This is a genomic window from Shewanella sp. GJ50-10, from assembly GCF_055808815.1.
Map to the genome: position 1 here is coordinate 2,751,339 of NZ_JBVVSS010000001.1, position 15,606 is coordinate 2,766,944.

The following is a 15,606-nucleotide window of genomic DNA, read 5'->3' on the forward strand; positions in this document are numbered from 1 at the left end:
CTAATCTTTTAAGTCATTTTGAACGATTTACGCAATAAATGAGGGATATTCGAAGAGATGAAAGTCGTTAATTTGATCTTAAAATTTCAAAATTGGAAAAATATAAATAAGACATCGATTAAAAGCCAAACAATAAAGCCAATAAATCGCTATTTATGCTCATTAACCCAACAAACAATCATAAAAATGTCATTTCGACTTGCCAAGGGCAGTATAGGTCGTTATAGTTCGCCCCGCTTAAACGGACGCGGGATGGAGCAGTTTGGTAGCTCGTCGGGCTCATAACCCGAAGGTCGTTGGTTCAAATCCAGCTCCCGCAACCAATTTTGTAAAACAAATCAATTATTTGTTTAGTTTTATAAAACTGCGAAAGCTATTAAATTTATTTATTAGCAATCTGTTTAAGCAAGATAGTTTATATTCGGACGCGGGATGGAGCAGTTTGGTAGCTCGTCGGGCTCATAACCCGAAGGTCGTTGGTTCAAATCCAGCTCCCGCAACCAATATAACAACTATCAATATTAAGTACGGACGCGGGATGGAGCAGTTTGGTAGCTCGTCGGGCTCATAACCCGAAGGTCGTTGGTTCAAATCCAGCTCCCGCAACCACTTACTTAATAAAAATTGAAAAAATCGGACGCGGGATGGAGCAGTTTGGTAGCTCGTCGGGCTCATAACCCGAAGGTCGTTGGTTCAAATCCAGCTCCCGCAACCAATTTCTTATAAGCCTTTTATAAGATGTAAATAATTGATACCACATCAGTAAAAATACTTTTCAATTTAGCTAAAAATAAATACGGACGCGGGATGGAGCAGTTTGGTAGCTCGTCGGGCTCATAACCCGAAGGTCGTTGGTTCAAATCCAGCTCCCGCAACCAATTTATTATAAGACTTACCTCTCAAGCTTTCTCTAGTAACTTCCATTTAAGAACTTCTTATTAACAACCACATTTTAAAAATTTATTCTTAAAAATAAGCACTTTAATAACTAACTTCCAAAATTTTTTATTAAAACCTTCCAAGCACAATCTCTTTGCCACTTTATCAGCTGTAATCCTTACTTCTTGATTAAATAAAAAAGCCCGCAAATTGCGAGCTATTATGCCTCTGATTTTATAGAATTTAAATCTGTCTTAAAGCATGTTCTAAATCAGCAATTAAATCCTCAACATTTTCTAACCCTACCGAAATTCTCAATAAGTTATCTGTGATCCCAGCTTCTGCACGGGCTTCAGGTGTATAGGGCGAATGTGTCATAGATGCAGGATGCTGCACCAAGGACTCCGCATCTCCTAAACTCACCGCTATTGCAAATAACGATAAGCGATTGACGAAGTTAATTGCTGCTTGTTTATCACCATTTAATTCAAATGCAATCACCCCACCCGCTCGTTTCATCTGACGTCCAATATAGGCATGACCTTGATGAGACTTAAGTCCTGGGTAGAACACCTGATTTATTTGAGGGTGACTTTCTAAACAATTAGCAATAGTTTCAGCGTTATCACAATGACGGGTCAACCTAACATCCAATGTTTTGAGGCCACGAAGAATTAACCAAGCATCATGGGGCGAGATCACGCCGCCAAAGTCTTTTAATATTTCATATTTAACTTTATGAATATGCGCTTCACTGCCACACACTATTCCCGCAATGACATCTCCATGACCATTAAGGTACTTGGTCGCACTATGAATAACCATATCAACACCCATTGATAATGGCTGTTGCAATAGCGGTGTCATAAAGGTGTTATCGACAATACTGATTAGCCCATTTCGCTTGGCTATCTCGACTATCGCGCATATATCAAACACCTGTAAATGCGGATTCACTGGTGTTTCACAAAATACTAATTTGGTGTTGGGTTGAATAGCTGCCTCAATGGCAAGCGTATCGCTAAAATCGACAAAAGTGGTATTAATTCCAAGGCGTGTTAATTGAGTGCTAAGCAATGCGAAAGTACAGCCATAAATGGCGTTAGATGCAATAAGGTGATCGCCAGCTTCAAGGTGAGTTAGCAATGCAGATGACACGGCAGCCATACCAGATGCGCACGCTGCAGCACTTTCAGCGCCTTCAAGCATTGCCATTTTACGTTCTAGCTCATCGGTAGTCGGATTACCGAGTCGAGTATACATATGGCCGGGTTCATCACCAGCAAATCGAGCACCGCCTTGTTCTGCATTATCAAACACAAACGTTGCCGACTGATAAAGTGGCGTTACCAATGCACCAAACTGTTCTTTTTTGTGACCAGCATGAATTGCTAAAGTGGCCAAATTCCATTGTTCTTGCATCCTGCCCTCCCTGCTCACTATTCATTAGAGTAATATTTATTTTATTAGTGAGTTGGAATTTAAGATACAGAGGTTGATAATTTAACCAATGCTTATAGACGTTTTTATGTACAACAGAGTCGTAAATCAAGTGTTACAACTTAGCTATAGCTCCCATCAGTCCAGCTTTTTCCAAACTTCTTTTTCAGATAATTGATCACCTTCATAACGTTTTGTATGCCATTCATCCCCAATGATTTGATAAGAAAAATTAAATGATTCTCCTTGTTTGACGTTAAACGAATTTAAAGTTGGAAATTCAATATAGTGTTGTTTTGTTATTTGATACTTGCCCGTCCCTGCTGCCCAAAATGTTTGAGTACCTGACTCTAATTTCATTGTGGTAAAACTAAAATGCGTTTTCGAGATTACTTTAATAGCCGTGAGGTTTAAATCTTGGTAGTCAATCCATTGGTTTTTATCATTCAAATATTCACCAGATACTAACTGCCAACTGCCGACAAGCGGGTTTTGACCAATTAAAGATTCATGTGATTTATCCACTGGAATCTCATGACTACTGCCTATCACAGTTAAAGGAGTAACTGCTAAGGCGGTAACTGCCAATAAAGACAATTGTGAAAATGTGCGCAGGATTGTCATTAACTTTTCCTTTGTAATCAATTAACAGGCATCATAAAGGCAACTATTTTGCTTTGATCTCAACGTGCTGTATAGCCAACTTAGGTCTAGGGCCTGTTGATCTTTCAAGGTTGTTTTTGCAGCGAATTGTTGGCCATTTATACAAGGCAGAGACTTTGTGGTGTAGTTATTCTACATAAAAAGTTGATAACGGTGTAAAAATGGCCAACAAACGCTACCCAAAGGGTTCGACTAAAAGCGTTTTACTCTTTGTTGGATGAATTTTGCTTAGATGACTAGGCATCAATCCATCCGCCTCAATTAAAACGCTTTTATTTCGAACAAAATTCAACCAACAAAGGTCAGCAGGCCCTAGTAACAATCTACTTTGCATTTATATGAAGCTATAAACGGAAAACCTAGGTATATACAGAAAGTCCAAAAAATATTTTACTGAAATTATAAACTTGAGTTGATACCACTATGACAGAAAAAGAGAAGATGCTTGTTGGCCAAGCCTATGATGCTTGGGAGCCTGAATTATTGGCATTAAGAGCCAATGCCAAAAAGTTATGCCATCAGTTTAACCAACTTTGTCCATCTGAAAATGAAAAGCGTAATCAAATTATTAACGAACTAATTTCACCAAAGGGTAAATGTCATATTGAGGCTAACTTTTTCTGCGATTACGGCATTAACATCGAAGTTGGAGATAACTTTTATGCTAATCATAACTTAGTCATATTAGATGTTTGCAAGGTAAAGATTGGCAATAATGTAATGTTTGGCCCTAACGTGATGCTGTCCACTGCAACTCATCCTCTTGATGCAATCGAAAGGCGATCAACTGAATATGGCAAACCCATCGTAATTGGTGATGATGTCTGGCTTGGGGGCAATGTTTCTATTTTGCCTGGAATAACTATTGGTGATAAAGCGGTGATAGGCGCAGGAAGCGTTGTCACCAAAGATATTGCCGGCAATGGTGTTTATGCCGGCAATCCATGTAAGTTTATTAAACCCCTTGTTTAGGGTAAACGGTTATAGCGACTGCTTTAGTCGCTTCATGCCTTCATCAATATTAATTAGGGCTTGGTAACCAAAATCTTGTTTGGCTGCACTGATATCAAAATAATGACAAGTTGAAAGCTGGCGAGCAACAAAGCGCGTCATAATAGGTTCTTGCTGCTTTTTGAGCAGACCGTAGACGGTTTCTAAAACAACCCCAGCTGTATAAGCAACACCAACAGGCACACGTTTTGTGACTGGAGCAATATCAACACAAGCTAAGATTTTATTAAGCATTGCCGCCATGGTAATTGGCTCATCATTACTTAAAAAGTAGGCCTTACCCGCGGAATTAGCTGCAGCGTTTAAATCATTTGCAGCAAGAATGTGAGCATAGGCGGCGTTGTCTACATAAATGGTGTCTACCAATTTATCTTGTTTGCCGACTAACTTTAATTTACCTATTTTGGCACGTTCAATTACACGTGGAACAAGGTGAGGATCTTCTGGCCCCCAGATTAAATGCGGTCTTAACGCGGTGGTTTTGAGCTCAGTGGTATTAGCATTAAGTACCATTTTTTCAGCAATGGCTTTTGAATGGCCATAATAGTTTAGGAATTTTTCAGCATAAGGAGCTGACTCATCAATACCAGCTTCATCTTCACCTGCAAAGGTGACACTTGGCGTGCTGGTATAAACCAAACGCTTGATATCCAGTGCTTTACAGGCTCGAATGATATTAGCAGTGCCATTAACATTGGGATCAAAATAGCTTTCTCTGCTTCCCCAAACACCGGCTTTAGAGGCGACGTGAAACACAAGGTCGCAATCTTGCATTGCTGCATGCAAACTATCGTATTCAGCAATATCACCTTGAATCATAGTGACGCCCATTGCTGTTAACTCTGGGTAACTTCCACGAGCAAAACCTACGACGTCAATATCTGCTGCTCGCAGTCTTTTACAAATTGTTTTACCTAAAAAACCGCCTGCACCGGTCACAAACACCTTGCTTACCGACGGTTTTAGCGCCTGTAATGCGGCTTGTTCTTGTATTAATAGATCTTCAAACATCAACGGACTCTTTTGGTTAGCTGTATTGTTTTTTGACACATCACTATTAGTCACAGGTTATTCCTTCCACTGCTTCTGTGCCCAAATACTGAGTTTTTCTCTGAATATTTTAGCGTTATGGCGTACATCAACTGGAAAATCTGGATGAATTAAAAAGCGATGAATACCTTTTGTGTGTTGGTGCTTGTCAGCAATATCGAGCAAGTCTTGATATAAAGCTTTACTGGTTGAACAAACAATTCCTTTATCAAGTTCGACACATAATAGCGGTACTGTTGCCCCATTAATCTCAATAGCCACTAATGCTGAGCGCTTAACTTGTTGATGAGTATTAAATACTCGCTCACAAGGTATTGAGAAATAGCGTTTATCACTGTCTACACGGTGCGCTTTACGCCCACACATCCACAGTTTACCTTCATCATCCAGATAACCAACATCGCCCATACGGTGACGAGTTGTTGTTCCATCACTGTTAATGTCAGCAATTTTGGCTATCGCTGTGGCGCTATCTCGTTGATAATAAAGGCCACTGACCATAGGACCTTTAACAACAATTTCCCCTATCTCGCCGCTTGGCAATATGAGTGAGTCATCCCAATGACTAATCACATCTTCTGTTATATCTATGATGGCTATTTCAACCCCTTCAATAGGTCTGCCAACACATATTCCTTTGCCGTTATCGGTTGCTTCAGTCGTCTCAAATAATGCCGAACTCGGCATCATGCTGATAGGTAAAGATTCAGTGGCGCCATAGGAGTTCAGCACTTCAACACCTGAAGATAACATTTGGCTGAAGCGTTTAATTGAGGAGATCGTCGCAGGAGCACCCGCGGATATAACCCGCTTAACGCTGCTAAGTTTATGACCTGTTTGTTCACCTGCCTGACCTAAACGCTCAAGCAACGCTGGATTAACAAACATATTTGAGCATTGGTACTTTTCTATTGCTGCAAATAAGTAATCAGGGTTCGCTGTAATCGGCTTACTTGCATCCATCGCAGGGACAATCGATGCCATCCCTAATGCTGGGCCAAATAATGAGAATAATGGGAATGTCGCCAAATCACGCTCGCCTGGTTTAATGCCATAATCCAGTTTTAAAGCTTGGATTTGCGCTTCAAACATTGCATGACTATAAACCACGCCTTTTGGTGTCCCAGTACTACCGCTGGTGAACAAAATCGCCGCCATTTCATCCTGTTCAAGCAACTTAACAGAGTAAGGCTTTGCGGTTTGAGCTTTAGGGAGTTGATCAATACTTTTTGCGCCAGATAACCAACGCTGAATACTGCTGCCACCTACATTCAAATTATGTTTAACCGATGACTTACCCCAACCTAATACTCTTCGAGCAATATTAGCCTTTGGAATACCGATAAAAACATCTGGCTCTGCTTCTTCAAAACATTGTTTAAGGTTTTTAACGCCCATACCTGGGTCGACTAAAATCGGAATAATACCGGCTTTGAATAACGCAAAAGTCAGTACAAAAAATTCGATACTCGGCGTCACCATTAATACCGCTTTCATGCCAGCTCGAATACCAAAATCATTCAGCCGATAAGCGATATCATCAGATTCAATATTTAGATTGTTGAAGTCGATTTCTTGATACGAAAGAGTACCAGATTGAGCTGTTTGCACAGCTACAGCAAGATCTGTTGGAGAATGTTGTGCAGCATGAGACAAATGCTGACATATGTTGGCCGTTTTTATGGTCATAAGCTCACAAGTCATAATTACGATTTTAAATTAACTACATAGATAACAATTGGTGTTAACTTTTCTAGCAGCAAAATAAAAAGGCATCATTACGATGCCTTTTTTTGCTGTCAACACGTTAACCTTTAGGCTGTTCAGCCATAAAGTGCTGAATAAGCCCAATGACATCTTCGCTAGCATCTTCAAGAATATAATGACCGCAGTCATCAAACTCTCTCACTTGCGCATGCGGCATATGTTGACGCCACTTTTCTAAAAAGTGCTTATCAAATACAAAGTCCTGTAGTCCCCAACAAATTAACGTTGGTACATCAGAAAATTTCGCTAAGCTGTCACTGATTTCAGAGACTAAATCGTAATTACGGTCTTCAGGCTTTAACGGAATATCCTGTACAAAACGTAGTGTCGAAATACGATTTTTCCAGTTATTAAAGGGCGCTACGTATGCTTCACGCACTTCTTTTGCCATTGGCTTACGTTTTACACCAACATAAGACGCAATTGATGAGAATGCATTAAAGCCTCTAACTAAAAACGTTCCTAAAATGGTTTCACGGCAAATCCACAATGCCCAAGGAAACGGTTTAGTTTCTGGTAAGTGAAACGCTGCAGTATTTAAAAACACTAAACGTTTAATGCGCTCAGGATAGCGAGCCGCATAGCCCATACCAATCATACCGCCCCAATCGTGAACAACGAGGGTAATATTTTCTTTCACATCTAAATGATCTAGCAAAGCTTCTAAATCATCAATACGATTTTTTAAGGTGTAATCGTACTGTGGATCGTCTGGTTTATCCGATAAACCACAACCAATATGATCTGGCACGATACATTGGTGAGTAGGGCTTAACGCACTGACCAAATTACGATAATAGTAACTCCAACTCGGGTTACCGTGAACCATAACCACTGGCTCGCCTTGACCTTCGTTGACGTAGTGTAATTTATTGCCATTACGATCTAAGTAATGACTGTCAAAAGGCAACAGATTTTCTAACATGATGCTTCCTAATAATTTTTATAATACTGCTAAATAACCAGTTGATTAACTACCACTTGATGCCGAGCATCATACAGTTTAATCCACTGCCTATTCCTAGAAAGCTCACTTGATCACCTAGCTTTAAGAAACCTTGGTCATGTGCGATCGCGGCTGTGACTGGTAACGATACTGTGCCCATATTGCCCAATGTTTCATAAGTCGGGTATTCTTTCTCATGAGGAATATCTAACGCATTTAACACTTGTTTACGGTTTGATGCGCCAACTTGGTGACAAATCACTTTATCAACTTGATCAACCACCCAATCACGTTGAGTTAAGAAGTGTTCCCAAGTGTGCTTGGCTAAATCAACACCCTCTTTTAACAAGGTGACGGCATCAGTGCGCATAAACTCGCGATAAAGTTTTTGGCTAGTCTCTTGCAAACCCCATTGACACAATTCGTGGTGTTCAGGAGCAGATAAATGACTCGCACCTAATAATTGATGCTGGCGAGTATTTCTAAGAGGTAAACTGCCATCAGTCAATATCACAGCTACTGCGCCAGAACCACCAGTCAATGTCGCTAATGACTGAGCAAAGTTTTGCATGGTTGGTTCTGACAACATATTGTCGATAGTCACTTCCACAATATCGCGGGCTGATTCACAGGAAACTACCATGCCAGCTTTGATTTGGCCTAACTCAATGCGGTTAGCAATATCTAAAATCCCTGACAACACACCAAGACAAGCATTACTGATATCATAAATTGCAGTGTCTTTAGACACGCCTAGCTCAGCAGCTACACGACAAGCAGTGGCAGGCTCATGCTGGTCACGACAAACGCCGGTATACACCACAGCGCCTAAATCGTTCACACTAATGCCAGTTTCATCAACTGCTTTTCTTGCAGCACATAAAGCTCCGTCAGATAAACGATAGCCTTTAGGCCACCAACGACGTTCTTTGATACCAGTTAATGCAGCAAGTTGCCCCATTGGAATACGAAACTTTTGATAAAGCGGCGCAAGACGAGATTCTAGGTCTAGGCTAGACACCACTTGGGGTGCTAACTCATAAGCCATACTATTAATAAAAACGCGGGAATATTTCATGAAACCGTATCAATCGCTCACTTTAAGGTCGCTTACAGCAACCATATTTATTGGTATTTGTTATTAACCCGCCATTTGAGCAAGAAAAACCCAAATATTCAATATAAAACCACTTTTAGTCGCAGATAAATCTATCTAAACCACAGTTTATGTGACAGAAACTTACAATGGCATAAGTTAATTAAATCTGCTTCATTGTATTTTAAAACGATATAACAGCGAGTTAGCTAACATTTCGAACATAGATAATATCAATTATCTTTTTTTAGCCTGAATTAGGCTATTTCTTGGAGTAATACTGTTTGAACAAAATTCAAACACCTCAACTTGGTAGTGATGTTGCACTAGGTAACACACTCTATCTAATATTAACCAGTGCTCTAAAACCTGCCTAAACAAGTGAGCGACCAAATCAACCCGTCTTGTCAGCCGTTGCCTATCCCGCCCTATTTGAAGATATTTCTCAATATCATTAATCGCCGAAATATCCACTTGTTTTTGCGCTGCTGCCCAATGACAAAAATCAACAAAACCACCCGAGAGCTGGCTACGTTTGATACTCGGAATAGGTAGATAACTAGAATTGCCAGTCGCATCTCGTTGCAAACTATCAAACCCTAGGCGCCAGCATATTTCTTGATGCCTTAAGGCGAGTTGCTTTTGATTAGCAATCACGCTTTGTTGCAATGGCAACTGTAAATCGTGCCTCGATAAGATAAAACTTGCCTGTTTAGCCACATCAGAAAGTGGTTGGTATTGCTTAGCTTCAATTAAGTGATAACAGCAAGGTGAGAATGAGATCGACTGGGTGGCAACCTCTGTGGCTAAATTAAGTAGCCGCACATGTAAATCACCACATGCATGTAGCGCAACGGCATGCAGCTGCGCTTTTAATGGATTTTCATCCAACTTAAACACATCAGTACAGAGAAACTGCTGAGGTAATTGCCAACGTTCAGCAAAGGCTTGTCCTTGTTCGCACAGGCTTTGCTGCCACTCTAGGCTAGTAACATTGGTATGGTGGGTTCTAGCAAGATATCGGCCTAAATGCCCCTTACCCGCACACCATTCTAAAATCGGTAATCCATCAAAAGGGACATTCTCTGCAAACTGAGTAATTTGTTGCCACTTACGCCCTTTTATATGAGCACTAAAATGACTTAATTCAGTTTCTGTTAGTTCTGATGCTAGTGCTGATGTTAGTGCTGACTCACTATCATCATTACCAGAGCTAGCTGAGAACTTATCACACAATAATCTTCTCAACTCAGCAGGTTCAATTGTTGAGCTTGAGCCCGAATTTGAAGCCGAGGCCGACATCAAGTCTTCAATCACACTTGGCAATAAACAATCCACTAGGGTTTGTTGATCTACATCTAACGCATCTATTTCAGCATCGTCAATTTGCCACACTTTGTCAGCTAATCGTGGGAATGCTTGCTCCCAAGGCAAAGATTGACACTCAAATGCCTGCACTTGCCATAAAGGCTTGAACAAAGATAAGCATTCGCTTATCTGCAAGAGTTTAATTGTGTTAGCAGTACTAATAGACAATGCTGAAACCTTTTATGCTTGTTTTTTTATCGCCATTCGCTTGCCTAACCAGACACCGAACCCTAAAGGCGCAAAAAATACCGCGATTAAGAACAAAATGAAATACACAATCATACTCTTGAGCATTTCGGTGATTTGTTTGAAGACTAATTCAACGGTTTTATGAGTTAACGAGTCTAAATCCTGAATCGCTGCTTCTCGTTCATCAGCAATCATTTGTACTAATGCTTCACGCTCATGGGTAATAATCAGCGCAAGCGAAGCACGCTCTTTTGAAAGTTGTTGTAGTTTATCATCTGTCACTTCACTTAACTGCTCAATTAACGGGCTCAGTTCAGTGCGCATATCTGATGCTAACAATGTCATCATTTCCGGAGTTTGTTCCATTAAAGCTTGAAACTTTACCGTTGTTTCGCTGATATTTTTAAGCGCTTGTTCAACATCGGCGGCATTAACATCAGCATGTAAGGCATATAGCTCTGCTTTCCAACCTAGTATTTTAGGCATTTGCTGAGTTGTCATCGCCATTCTATCTGACATATCACTCATCACTTCAGGCATTGAGCCAAAAGTAGTGATCGCCTCAAACTCAGAAATATTGCTATAAGCTAACCAATCTTGAAACGCTGATGTTCGGCTAAAGCTAATATCTTTAATTGGATTTTTGGCTACATATTCCTTAATAAAAGCTTGATGTTTTTTGTAGCTACTCGCATCAACAAATCCTTTGGCGGTTTTTGCGAACTGCGCCGATAATATCTGACTCGCTTCTATCGCAATGATTTGCTGCTCACCAAATAAATCACTGCCTGCACCTTCAGAGAAATACTGCTCCATTTGTGCAGTAAAAACCCAAGTATCAAGCATTGCAGCCACTGGTGATGCTTGAAAAATTGCACGCTGTAAATTTTGCTCTGAGTAAATCTTCCACATTAGAGTATTTGAAATAATGGTGACATCATCAGTGCTATTAGCAATGAGATCGGCACTGGCTTCAACTTGAGTATAAAAACTGTAACTAAACTCACGGCTAAACATGCGCATGTTAATTTGATCTTTAGGAAGCGGCTCGACGCCACTTTCAAGTTTCACTTCAAGTAATGAACACCCCGTCATTATGAGTAAACTTAACACCGTCATCGAAATAATAGACCCGCGCTTTACTACTGAACATAGCCAAGATTTCATGGTATTCTCCACACCAACTTGTAGCAATTAAGCTAATCTTACTCAACACTAACCCACCGCTAACGTTACAATAAAAACAAAATAGCGACAGTTAACCATTAAGATTAACCAATTGATATATAACAATTAAATTTCATCGAAGACTAATTTTTATCATGTTTTATGTCTAGTTTTATTGATGGATAAATAAATACCAATCGCTTTCTGACTTGTAATTATAGGACGAATACATGCACTCACCTTGCGTTGCCAAATGCGGGCTAAACGATGACGACTTTTGTATGGGTTGTTTTAGACACATCAATGAAATAGTTGGCTGGGGTAAGGCTAGTGACGAAAAGAAACAACAAATTTGGGACTTATTGCCAGAGCGCAAACAAACGCTAAAAGGTGGTAATAATCATCAGGTGATCAGCCGTGATAAGTGGCTAGCAGCGGAAGGAAAGCTATAAACTCAATTTATGCTGCAGCTTAACAGCCTTAAAACAAAAAAGGTTACCCAAAGGTAACCTTTTAAATCAGCTCAGTTATAACTTACGCTAATGGAACATCTTAAGCTGTAAGTAATGACTTACTTTTTCATCATCGACTTTAAATCAGCAAATGGATTGTAAGTCGCAGCTTCTTGCTTCACTTCAGTGGTGCTGCCATAACGGATCAACTCTTCAAAACGAGAATGCTCGTTATCGTGACAATAAAGACATAATAGCTCCCAGTTAGAGCCATCTGAAGGATTATTGTCATGGTTATGATCAACATGGTGCACTGTCAGCTCAGATAAATTCTTATGAGTGAACTCACGAGTACAACGACCGCAGACCCAAGGGTAAAGCTTTAACGCTTGTTCGCGATATCCCTTTTCACGGCTGGCTTTATATTCTCTCGCTTCCGCTAATACTTTATCTAGTTTACTTTGAGTGCCTGACATCGACTTTCCCACTATTGTTGTTAACCATTGGCGACCAATTTTATAAATTAGTCCAAAAAATTACCCCAAGGATAATCTCAGTTATCACATGAGGCAATGTTTTCTGCTGTAGCTATTATTTAGCAATGCTATAGCTCTAAATATAGCCCTAAATATAGCTCTTGAATATAGCCACTAGCTATACGCTGTGCCTATTACCATCGCACTTTTTACAGCTGCTTTTGAAGACTTAAACCATCACCAACTCAGAGTTAGACAGGTGTTGATAATGCAGGTAACGCTCATACTGATTAACGATATCTGCAATAATCTGCTCTTGGGTATAGCCCATCACATCATAATGCTGGCCACCGTGCTCTAAAAACACTTCTACTCGGTAGTAATCCTGATGACTATCAAATGTCTCAACTTCAGTTCCATTCATCGTAAAGGCTCGAATACGCAGCCCATAGGCAAATGGCGACGTTTCATTTTCAGAACTTCCAATGAGTAACCATACCCGTTCGTTAACTCGGGTAATAACCGCTGGTACATTTTTGTCTAAGAAAGCTTGCTTCACCTCTTTTAATGCAGGTTTTGCAATCATATCCAGAAAATTTTGCGCATCTTGCTGGCTTGGTTGCGAAACCAGCACATCAATCCGGTCTTTCCAGCTCATATTCGCCTGTGCAAACTGGACACTAGTATTGTGTTGCTGGACACTTTCAAGCTTTAAACGGTCATCTTTAAGGGCTTTATAAAGCCCAATACACATTAAAAACATCACAATCAAAAATGGCATAGCACTGGCAATCGCTGCGGTTTGAAGTGCATGAAGACCACCAGCAACTAGTAATACTGACGCTACAACACCTTGTAAAACTGCCCAGAATAATCGCTGCCACACAGGTGAAGTTCTATCACCACCTGAGGTTAAGTTGTCTATGACCAATGAGCCAGAATCAGACGAAGTCACAAAGAACGTCACCACTAAGAAGACGGCGACTACAGATAAAACCGTGCTAAATGGTAAAAACTCAAAGAACCTAAACAATGCCACCGAAACATCATTACTTACCGCCTCAGACAAATAAGTTGCGCCGCGATTCATAATGGCGTCAATGGCAGTATTGCCAAACACCGTCATCCACAAAAAGGTGATCCCTGTGGGTACAAACAACATGCCCATTAAAAATTCACGAATGGTACGTCCGCGACTCACTCGGGCGATAAAAGTCCCAACAAATGGGGACCAAGAAATCCACCAGCCCCAATACAATAATGTCCAACCACCAATCCAATCCTCTTTTTGCTCATAGGCATAGAGGTTAAAAGTTTTATTCACAATATCGCTAAAGTAGCCACCAGTGTTTTCCACGAATGCTTGTAAAAGCATTACCGTCGGTCCTAAAAATAACACTGCTAGTAATAAGATTAATGCTAAAAAGAGGTTCAACTCGCTTAACCGTCTTACCCCTTTATCTAAGCCTGCTACAACCGAAATTGTCGCGATGGCAGTAATGCCAAGGGTTAAAAACACTTGAGTGGAAATCGTATTCGGGAATCCGTCTATTAAATAACTCAAACCTGAGTTTACTTGTAAAACGCCAAAACCCAGTGATGTCGCAACACCAAACATAGTGCCTAACACAGCGAACGTATCAACCGCGTGGCCAATAGGTCCATAGATCCTGTCACCGATTAATGGATATAAACCTGACCTTGGTAACAAAGGCAACTTATGACGATATGAAAAGTAAGCAAGGCTAAGCGCAACCACAGCGTAGATAGCCCACACATGAAGCCCATAATGGTAAAAGGTGATTTTCAGCGCATCTTTAGCAGCTTGGATACTTTCAGGGTCTGCCTCTGGCGGCGCCAAGAAATGCATTACAGGCTCAGCGACACCAAAAAACATTAAGCCAATACCCATGCCTGCAGAAAAAAGCATCGATACCCAGCTCTTATTGCTGTAGTCAGGCACTGAATGATCTGGGCCCAGTTTAATATCGCCGTATCGACTGAGCATCACATAGATAATAAATATCAAAAAGATGCCGACACCAAGAATATAAAGCCAGCCAGCTTTAACTTCTAACCAAGATTGAATAGATTTAAAGAAATGGCTAACGCTATCTGGCCATACAGCACAGAATAGAACCATCATAAAAATAAGTATTACAGAAGAATAAAAGACAGGCGGGTTAACACTCGACTTCTTTGACATGATAAAGAACCAGAATAAGTTACGATAAGCCGCTAAAAATCTGTTTAAAAATAACAAGTTAATTTAGAATACTTCTAACTGATATTTTTCGACTTCAAGCAACCGTAAAAAGAAAATTTAGCGTGTGTGACTACAAATATAGTCACACCACCGTTAATAATCTATTTTACAGGGGGATTATTATTAGAAATGGAAATACCAGCAGTTAGATTAAAACGCATTGCATCTTCAAAAGACCAATCGACCTCGATGAGATCTTCGCGTTTAACTAAACTTGTTACTCCAGCCATTTGATAACTCAACTGGAATAACACCGGTACCCAATCACCTTCGGGTAATGCTTCAGTTAACGGTTCGGGGGCAGTTTGATTCATAATAAACCCAACGACATAACCGCCATTTGCTTGCTTAATTAACACCGTCTTTTGATTCTTCGGCTTTCCATCTCGTTTCATCAACCCAGCAATATCACGAATACTGCCGTAGACTGATTTAAACAATGGGAACTTCATTAACTGCTGTTCTAGCCAGCCATATAACCAAGCAAATGGACTAAACGAAAATAACACCCCTGAAATAAACACCAATACAGCGACTAAAATAAAGCCTGCACCGACAAAGGTATTATTAAGGTCAACAATATCCAGCAGTAAATGACCTAAGCCATCTAAAGAAATAAATAACGACCAAAATAACCAAAGACTTAATACCATAGGCAATAAGTTGGTTAATCCACGAGAAAGGGTATTTTTCATTTAGCTCACAATAGAGAATATTTAAGCAGAAAATGTTAACACAGTTTGCTCATTAGTCATGCCGCATATACGCGATGACTAATTGAGCTAACATGACTTTGTGAGCTCAATCACATTCGATTGAATTTACTGTTCGGATTA

Annotated in this window: 13 protein-coding genes and 5 tRNA genes; 7 read left to right on the forward strand and 11 right to left on the reverse strand. The window is 40.3% G+C overall.

Going from position 1 to position 15,606, the window contains the following annotated elements; genetic code table 11:
* Positions 1-246 precede the first annotated feature (246 nt).
* From AC0L4E_RS11530 to AC0L4E_RS11550, 5 genes are all read left to right on the forward strand, one after another.
* Positions 247-323, forward strand: a tRNA-Met gene (locus AC0L4E_RS11530).
* Between the two features lie 103 nt (positions 324-426).
* Positions 427-503: transfer RNA gene (locus AC0L4E_RS11535), tRNA-Met, on the forward strand.
* 29 nt (positions 504-532) lie between these two features.
* A tRNA-Met gene (locus AC0L4E_RS11540) sits at positions 533-609 on the forward strand.
* A 29-nt stretch (positions 610-638) separates the two neighbouring features.
* Positions 639-715, forward strand: a tRNA-Met gene (locus AC0L4E_RS11545).
* 86 nt (positions 716-801) lie between these two features.
* Positions 802-878, forward strand: a tRNA-Met gene (locus tag AC0L4E_RS11550).
* 244 nt (positions 879-1,122) lie between these two features.
* Here the strand turns inward: AC0L4E_RS11550 and megL are convergent.
* Both megL and AC0L4E_RS11560 read right to left on the reverse strand, forming a co-directional pair.
* Positions 1,123-2,301, reverse strand: a complete 1,179-nt coding sequence (megL, locus tag AC0L4E_RS11555) for a methionine gamma-lyase (RefSeq protein ID WP_473679292.1) — start codon at positions 2,299-2,301, stop codon at positions 1,123-1,125.
* A 156-nt stretch (positions 2,302-2,457) separates the two neighbouring features.
* Positions 2,458-2,943, reverse strand: coding sequence for a hypothetical protein (locus AC0L4E_RS11560; RefSeq protein WP_473679293.1), 486 nt, complete (start codon positions 2,941-2,943; stop codon positions 2,458-2,460).
* A 462-nt stretch (positions 2,944-3,405) separates the two neighbouring features.
* On the opposite strand from AC0L4E_RS11560, the gene AC0L4E_RS11565 reads away from it, so the two are divergent.
* The gene (locus AC0L4E_RS11565) at positions 3,406-3,954 is read left to right on the forward strand and encodes a sugar O-acetyltransferase (RefSeq protein ID WP_473679294.1); all 549 of its coding nucleotides are present in this window, start codon (positions 3,406-3,408) and stop codon (positions 3,952-3,954) included.
* 9 nt (positions 3,955-3,963) lie between these two features.
* Here the strand turns inward: AC0L4E_RS11565 and oleD are convergent, their stop codons facing one another.
* From oleD to AC0L4E_RS11595, 6 genes are all read right to left on the reverse strand, one after another.
* Entirely contained in the window at positions 3,964-5,004 is a 1,041-nt protein-coding gene (gene oleD, locus AC0L4E_RS11570) for a 2-alkyl-3-oxoalkanoate reductase (protein ID WP_473681626.1), read from the reverse strand.
* 57 nt (positions 5,005-5,061) lie between these two features.
* Complete coding sequence (oleC, locus tag AC0L4E_RS11575; RefSeq protein ID WP_473679295.1) at positions 5,062-6,732, reverse strand: olefin beta-lactone synthetase; 1,671 nt, start codon at positions 6,730-6,732, stop codon at positions 5,062-5,064.
* Positions 6,733-6,850: 118 nt separating this feature from the next.
* Positions 6,851-7,735, reverse strand: a complete 885-nt coding sequence (locus tag AC0L4E_RS11580; RefSeq protein ID WP_473679296.1) for an alpha/beta fold hydrolase — start codon at positions 7,733-7,735, stop codon at positions 6,851-6,853.
* Between the two features lie 49 nt (positions 7,736-7,784).
* Entirely contained in the window at positions 7,785-8,834 is a 1,050-nt protein-coding gene (locus AC0L4E_RS11585; protein ID WP_473679297.1) for a 3-oxoacyl-ACP synthase III, read from the reverse strand.
* 255 nt (positions 8,835-9,089) lie between these two features.
* A complete protein-coding gene (locus AC0L4E_RS11590) occupies positions 9,090-10,388 on the reverse strand; it encodes a methyltransferase (RefSeq protein WP_473679298.1) in 1,299 nt (432 codons plus the stop codon).
* Between the two features lie 12 nt (positions 10,389-10,400).
* Positions 10,401-11,576, reverse strand: a complete 1,176-nt coding sequence (locus AC0L4E_RS11595; protein ID WP_473679299.1) for a chemotaxis protein — start codon at positions 11,574-11,576, stop codon at positions 10,401-10,403.
* A 230-nt stretch (positions 11,577-11,806) separates the two neighbouring features.
* Between AC0L4E_RS11595 and AC0L4E_RS11600 the strand changes: the two genes are divergently transcribed.
* Positions 11,807-12,028: a DUF1289 domain-containing protein gene (locus AC0L4E_RS11600; protein ID WP_473679300.1), complete on the forward strand. Its 222-nt coding sequence runs from the start codon at positions 11,807-11,809 to the stop codon at positions 12,026-12,028.
* A gap of 119 nt (positions 12,029-12,147) precedes the next feature.
* On the opposite strand, the gene AC0L4E_RS11605 is transcribed toward AC0L4E_RS11600, so the two are convergent.
* The 3 genes from AC0L4E_RS11605 to AC0L4E_RS11615 form a co-directional block, all read right to left on the reverse strand.
* Entirely contained in the window at positions 12,148-12,504 is a 357-nt protein-coding gene (locus AC0L4E_RS11605) for a YajD family HNH nuclease (RefSeq protein WP_055022992.1), read from the reverse strand.
* 229 nt (positions 12,505-12,733) lie between these two features.
* On the reverse strand, positions 12,734-14,710 hold the full coding sequence (locus tag AC0L4E_RS11610) for a BCCT family transporter (RefSeq protein ID WP_473679301.1): 1,977 nt from the start codon (positions 14,708-14,710) through the stop codon (positions 12,734-12,736).
* A 161-nt stretch (positions 14,711-14,871) separates the two neighbouring features.
* Positions 14,872-15,465 (reverse strand): DUF502 domain-containing protein, encoded by a 594-nt coding sequence (locus tag AC0L4E_RS11615; protein WP_473679302.1) that lies wholly within the window; start codon positions 15,463-15,465, stop codon positions 14,872-14,874.
* Positions 15,466-15,606: the final 141 nt, after the last annotated feature.

Bases quoted from the DNA above. Each gene is read 5' to 3' on its own strand.
- megL (WP_473679292.1), bottom strand. From the start codon at position 2,301: ATGCAAGAACAATGGAATTTGGCCACTTTAGCAATTCATGCTGGTCAC.
- AC0L4E_RS11560 (WP_473679293.1), bottom strand. From the start codon at position 2,943: ATGACAATCCTGCGCACATTTTCACAATTGTCTTTATTGGCAGTTACC.
- AC0L4E_RS11565 (WP_473679294.1), top strand. From the start codon at position 3,406: ATGACAGAAAAAGAGAAGATGCTTGTTGGCCAAGCCTATGATGCTTGG.
- oleD (WP_473681626.1), bottom strand. From the start codon at position 5,004: ATGTTTGAAGATCTATTAATACAAGAACAAGCCGCATTACAGGCGCTA.
- oleC (WP_473679295.1), bottom strand. From the start codon at position 6,732: ATGACCATAAAAACGGCCAACATATGTCAGCATTTGTCTCATGCTGCA.
- AC0L4E_RS11580 (WP_473679296.1), bottom strand. From the start codon at position 7,735: ATGTTAGAAAATCTGTTGCCTTTTGACAGTCATTACTTAGATCGTAAT.
- AC0L4E_RS11585 (WP_473679297.1), bottom strand. From the start codon at position 8,834: ATGAAATATTCCCGCGTTTTTATTAATAGTATGGCTTATGAGTTAGCA.
- AC0L4E_RS11595 (WP_473679299.1), bottom strand. From the start codon at position 11,576: ATGAAATCTTGGCTATGTTCAGTAGTAAAGCGCGGGTCTATTATTTCG.
- AC0L4E_RS11600 (WP_473679300.1), top strand. From the start codon at position 11,807: ATGCACTCACCTTGCGTTGCCAAATGCGGGCTAAACGATGACGACTTT.
- AC0L4E_RS11605 (WP_055022992.1), bottom strand. From the start codon at position 12,504: ATGTCAGGCACTCAAAGTAAACTAGATAAAGTATTAGCGGAAGCGAGA.
- AC0L4E_RS11610 (WP_473679301.1), bottom strand. From the start codon at position 14,710: ATGTCAAAGAAGTCGAGTGTTAACCCGCCTGTCTTTTATTCTTCTGTA.
- AC0L4E_RS11615 (WP_473679302.1), bottom strand. From the start codon at position 15,465: ATGAAAAATACCCTTTCTCGTGGATTAACCAACTTATTGCCTATGGTA.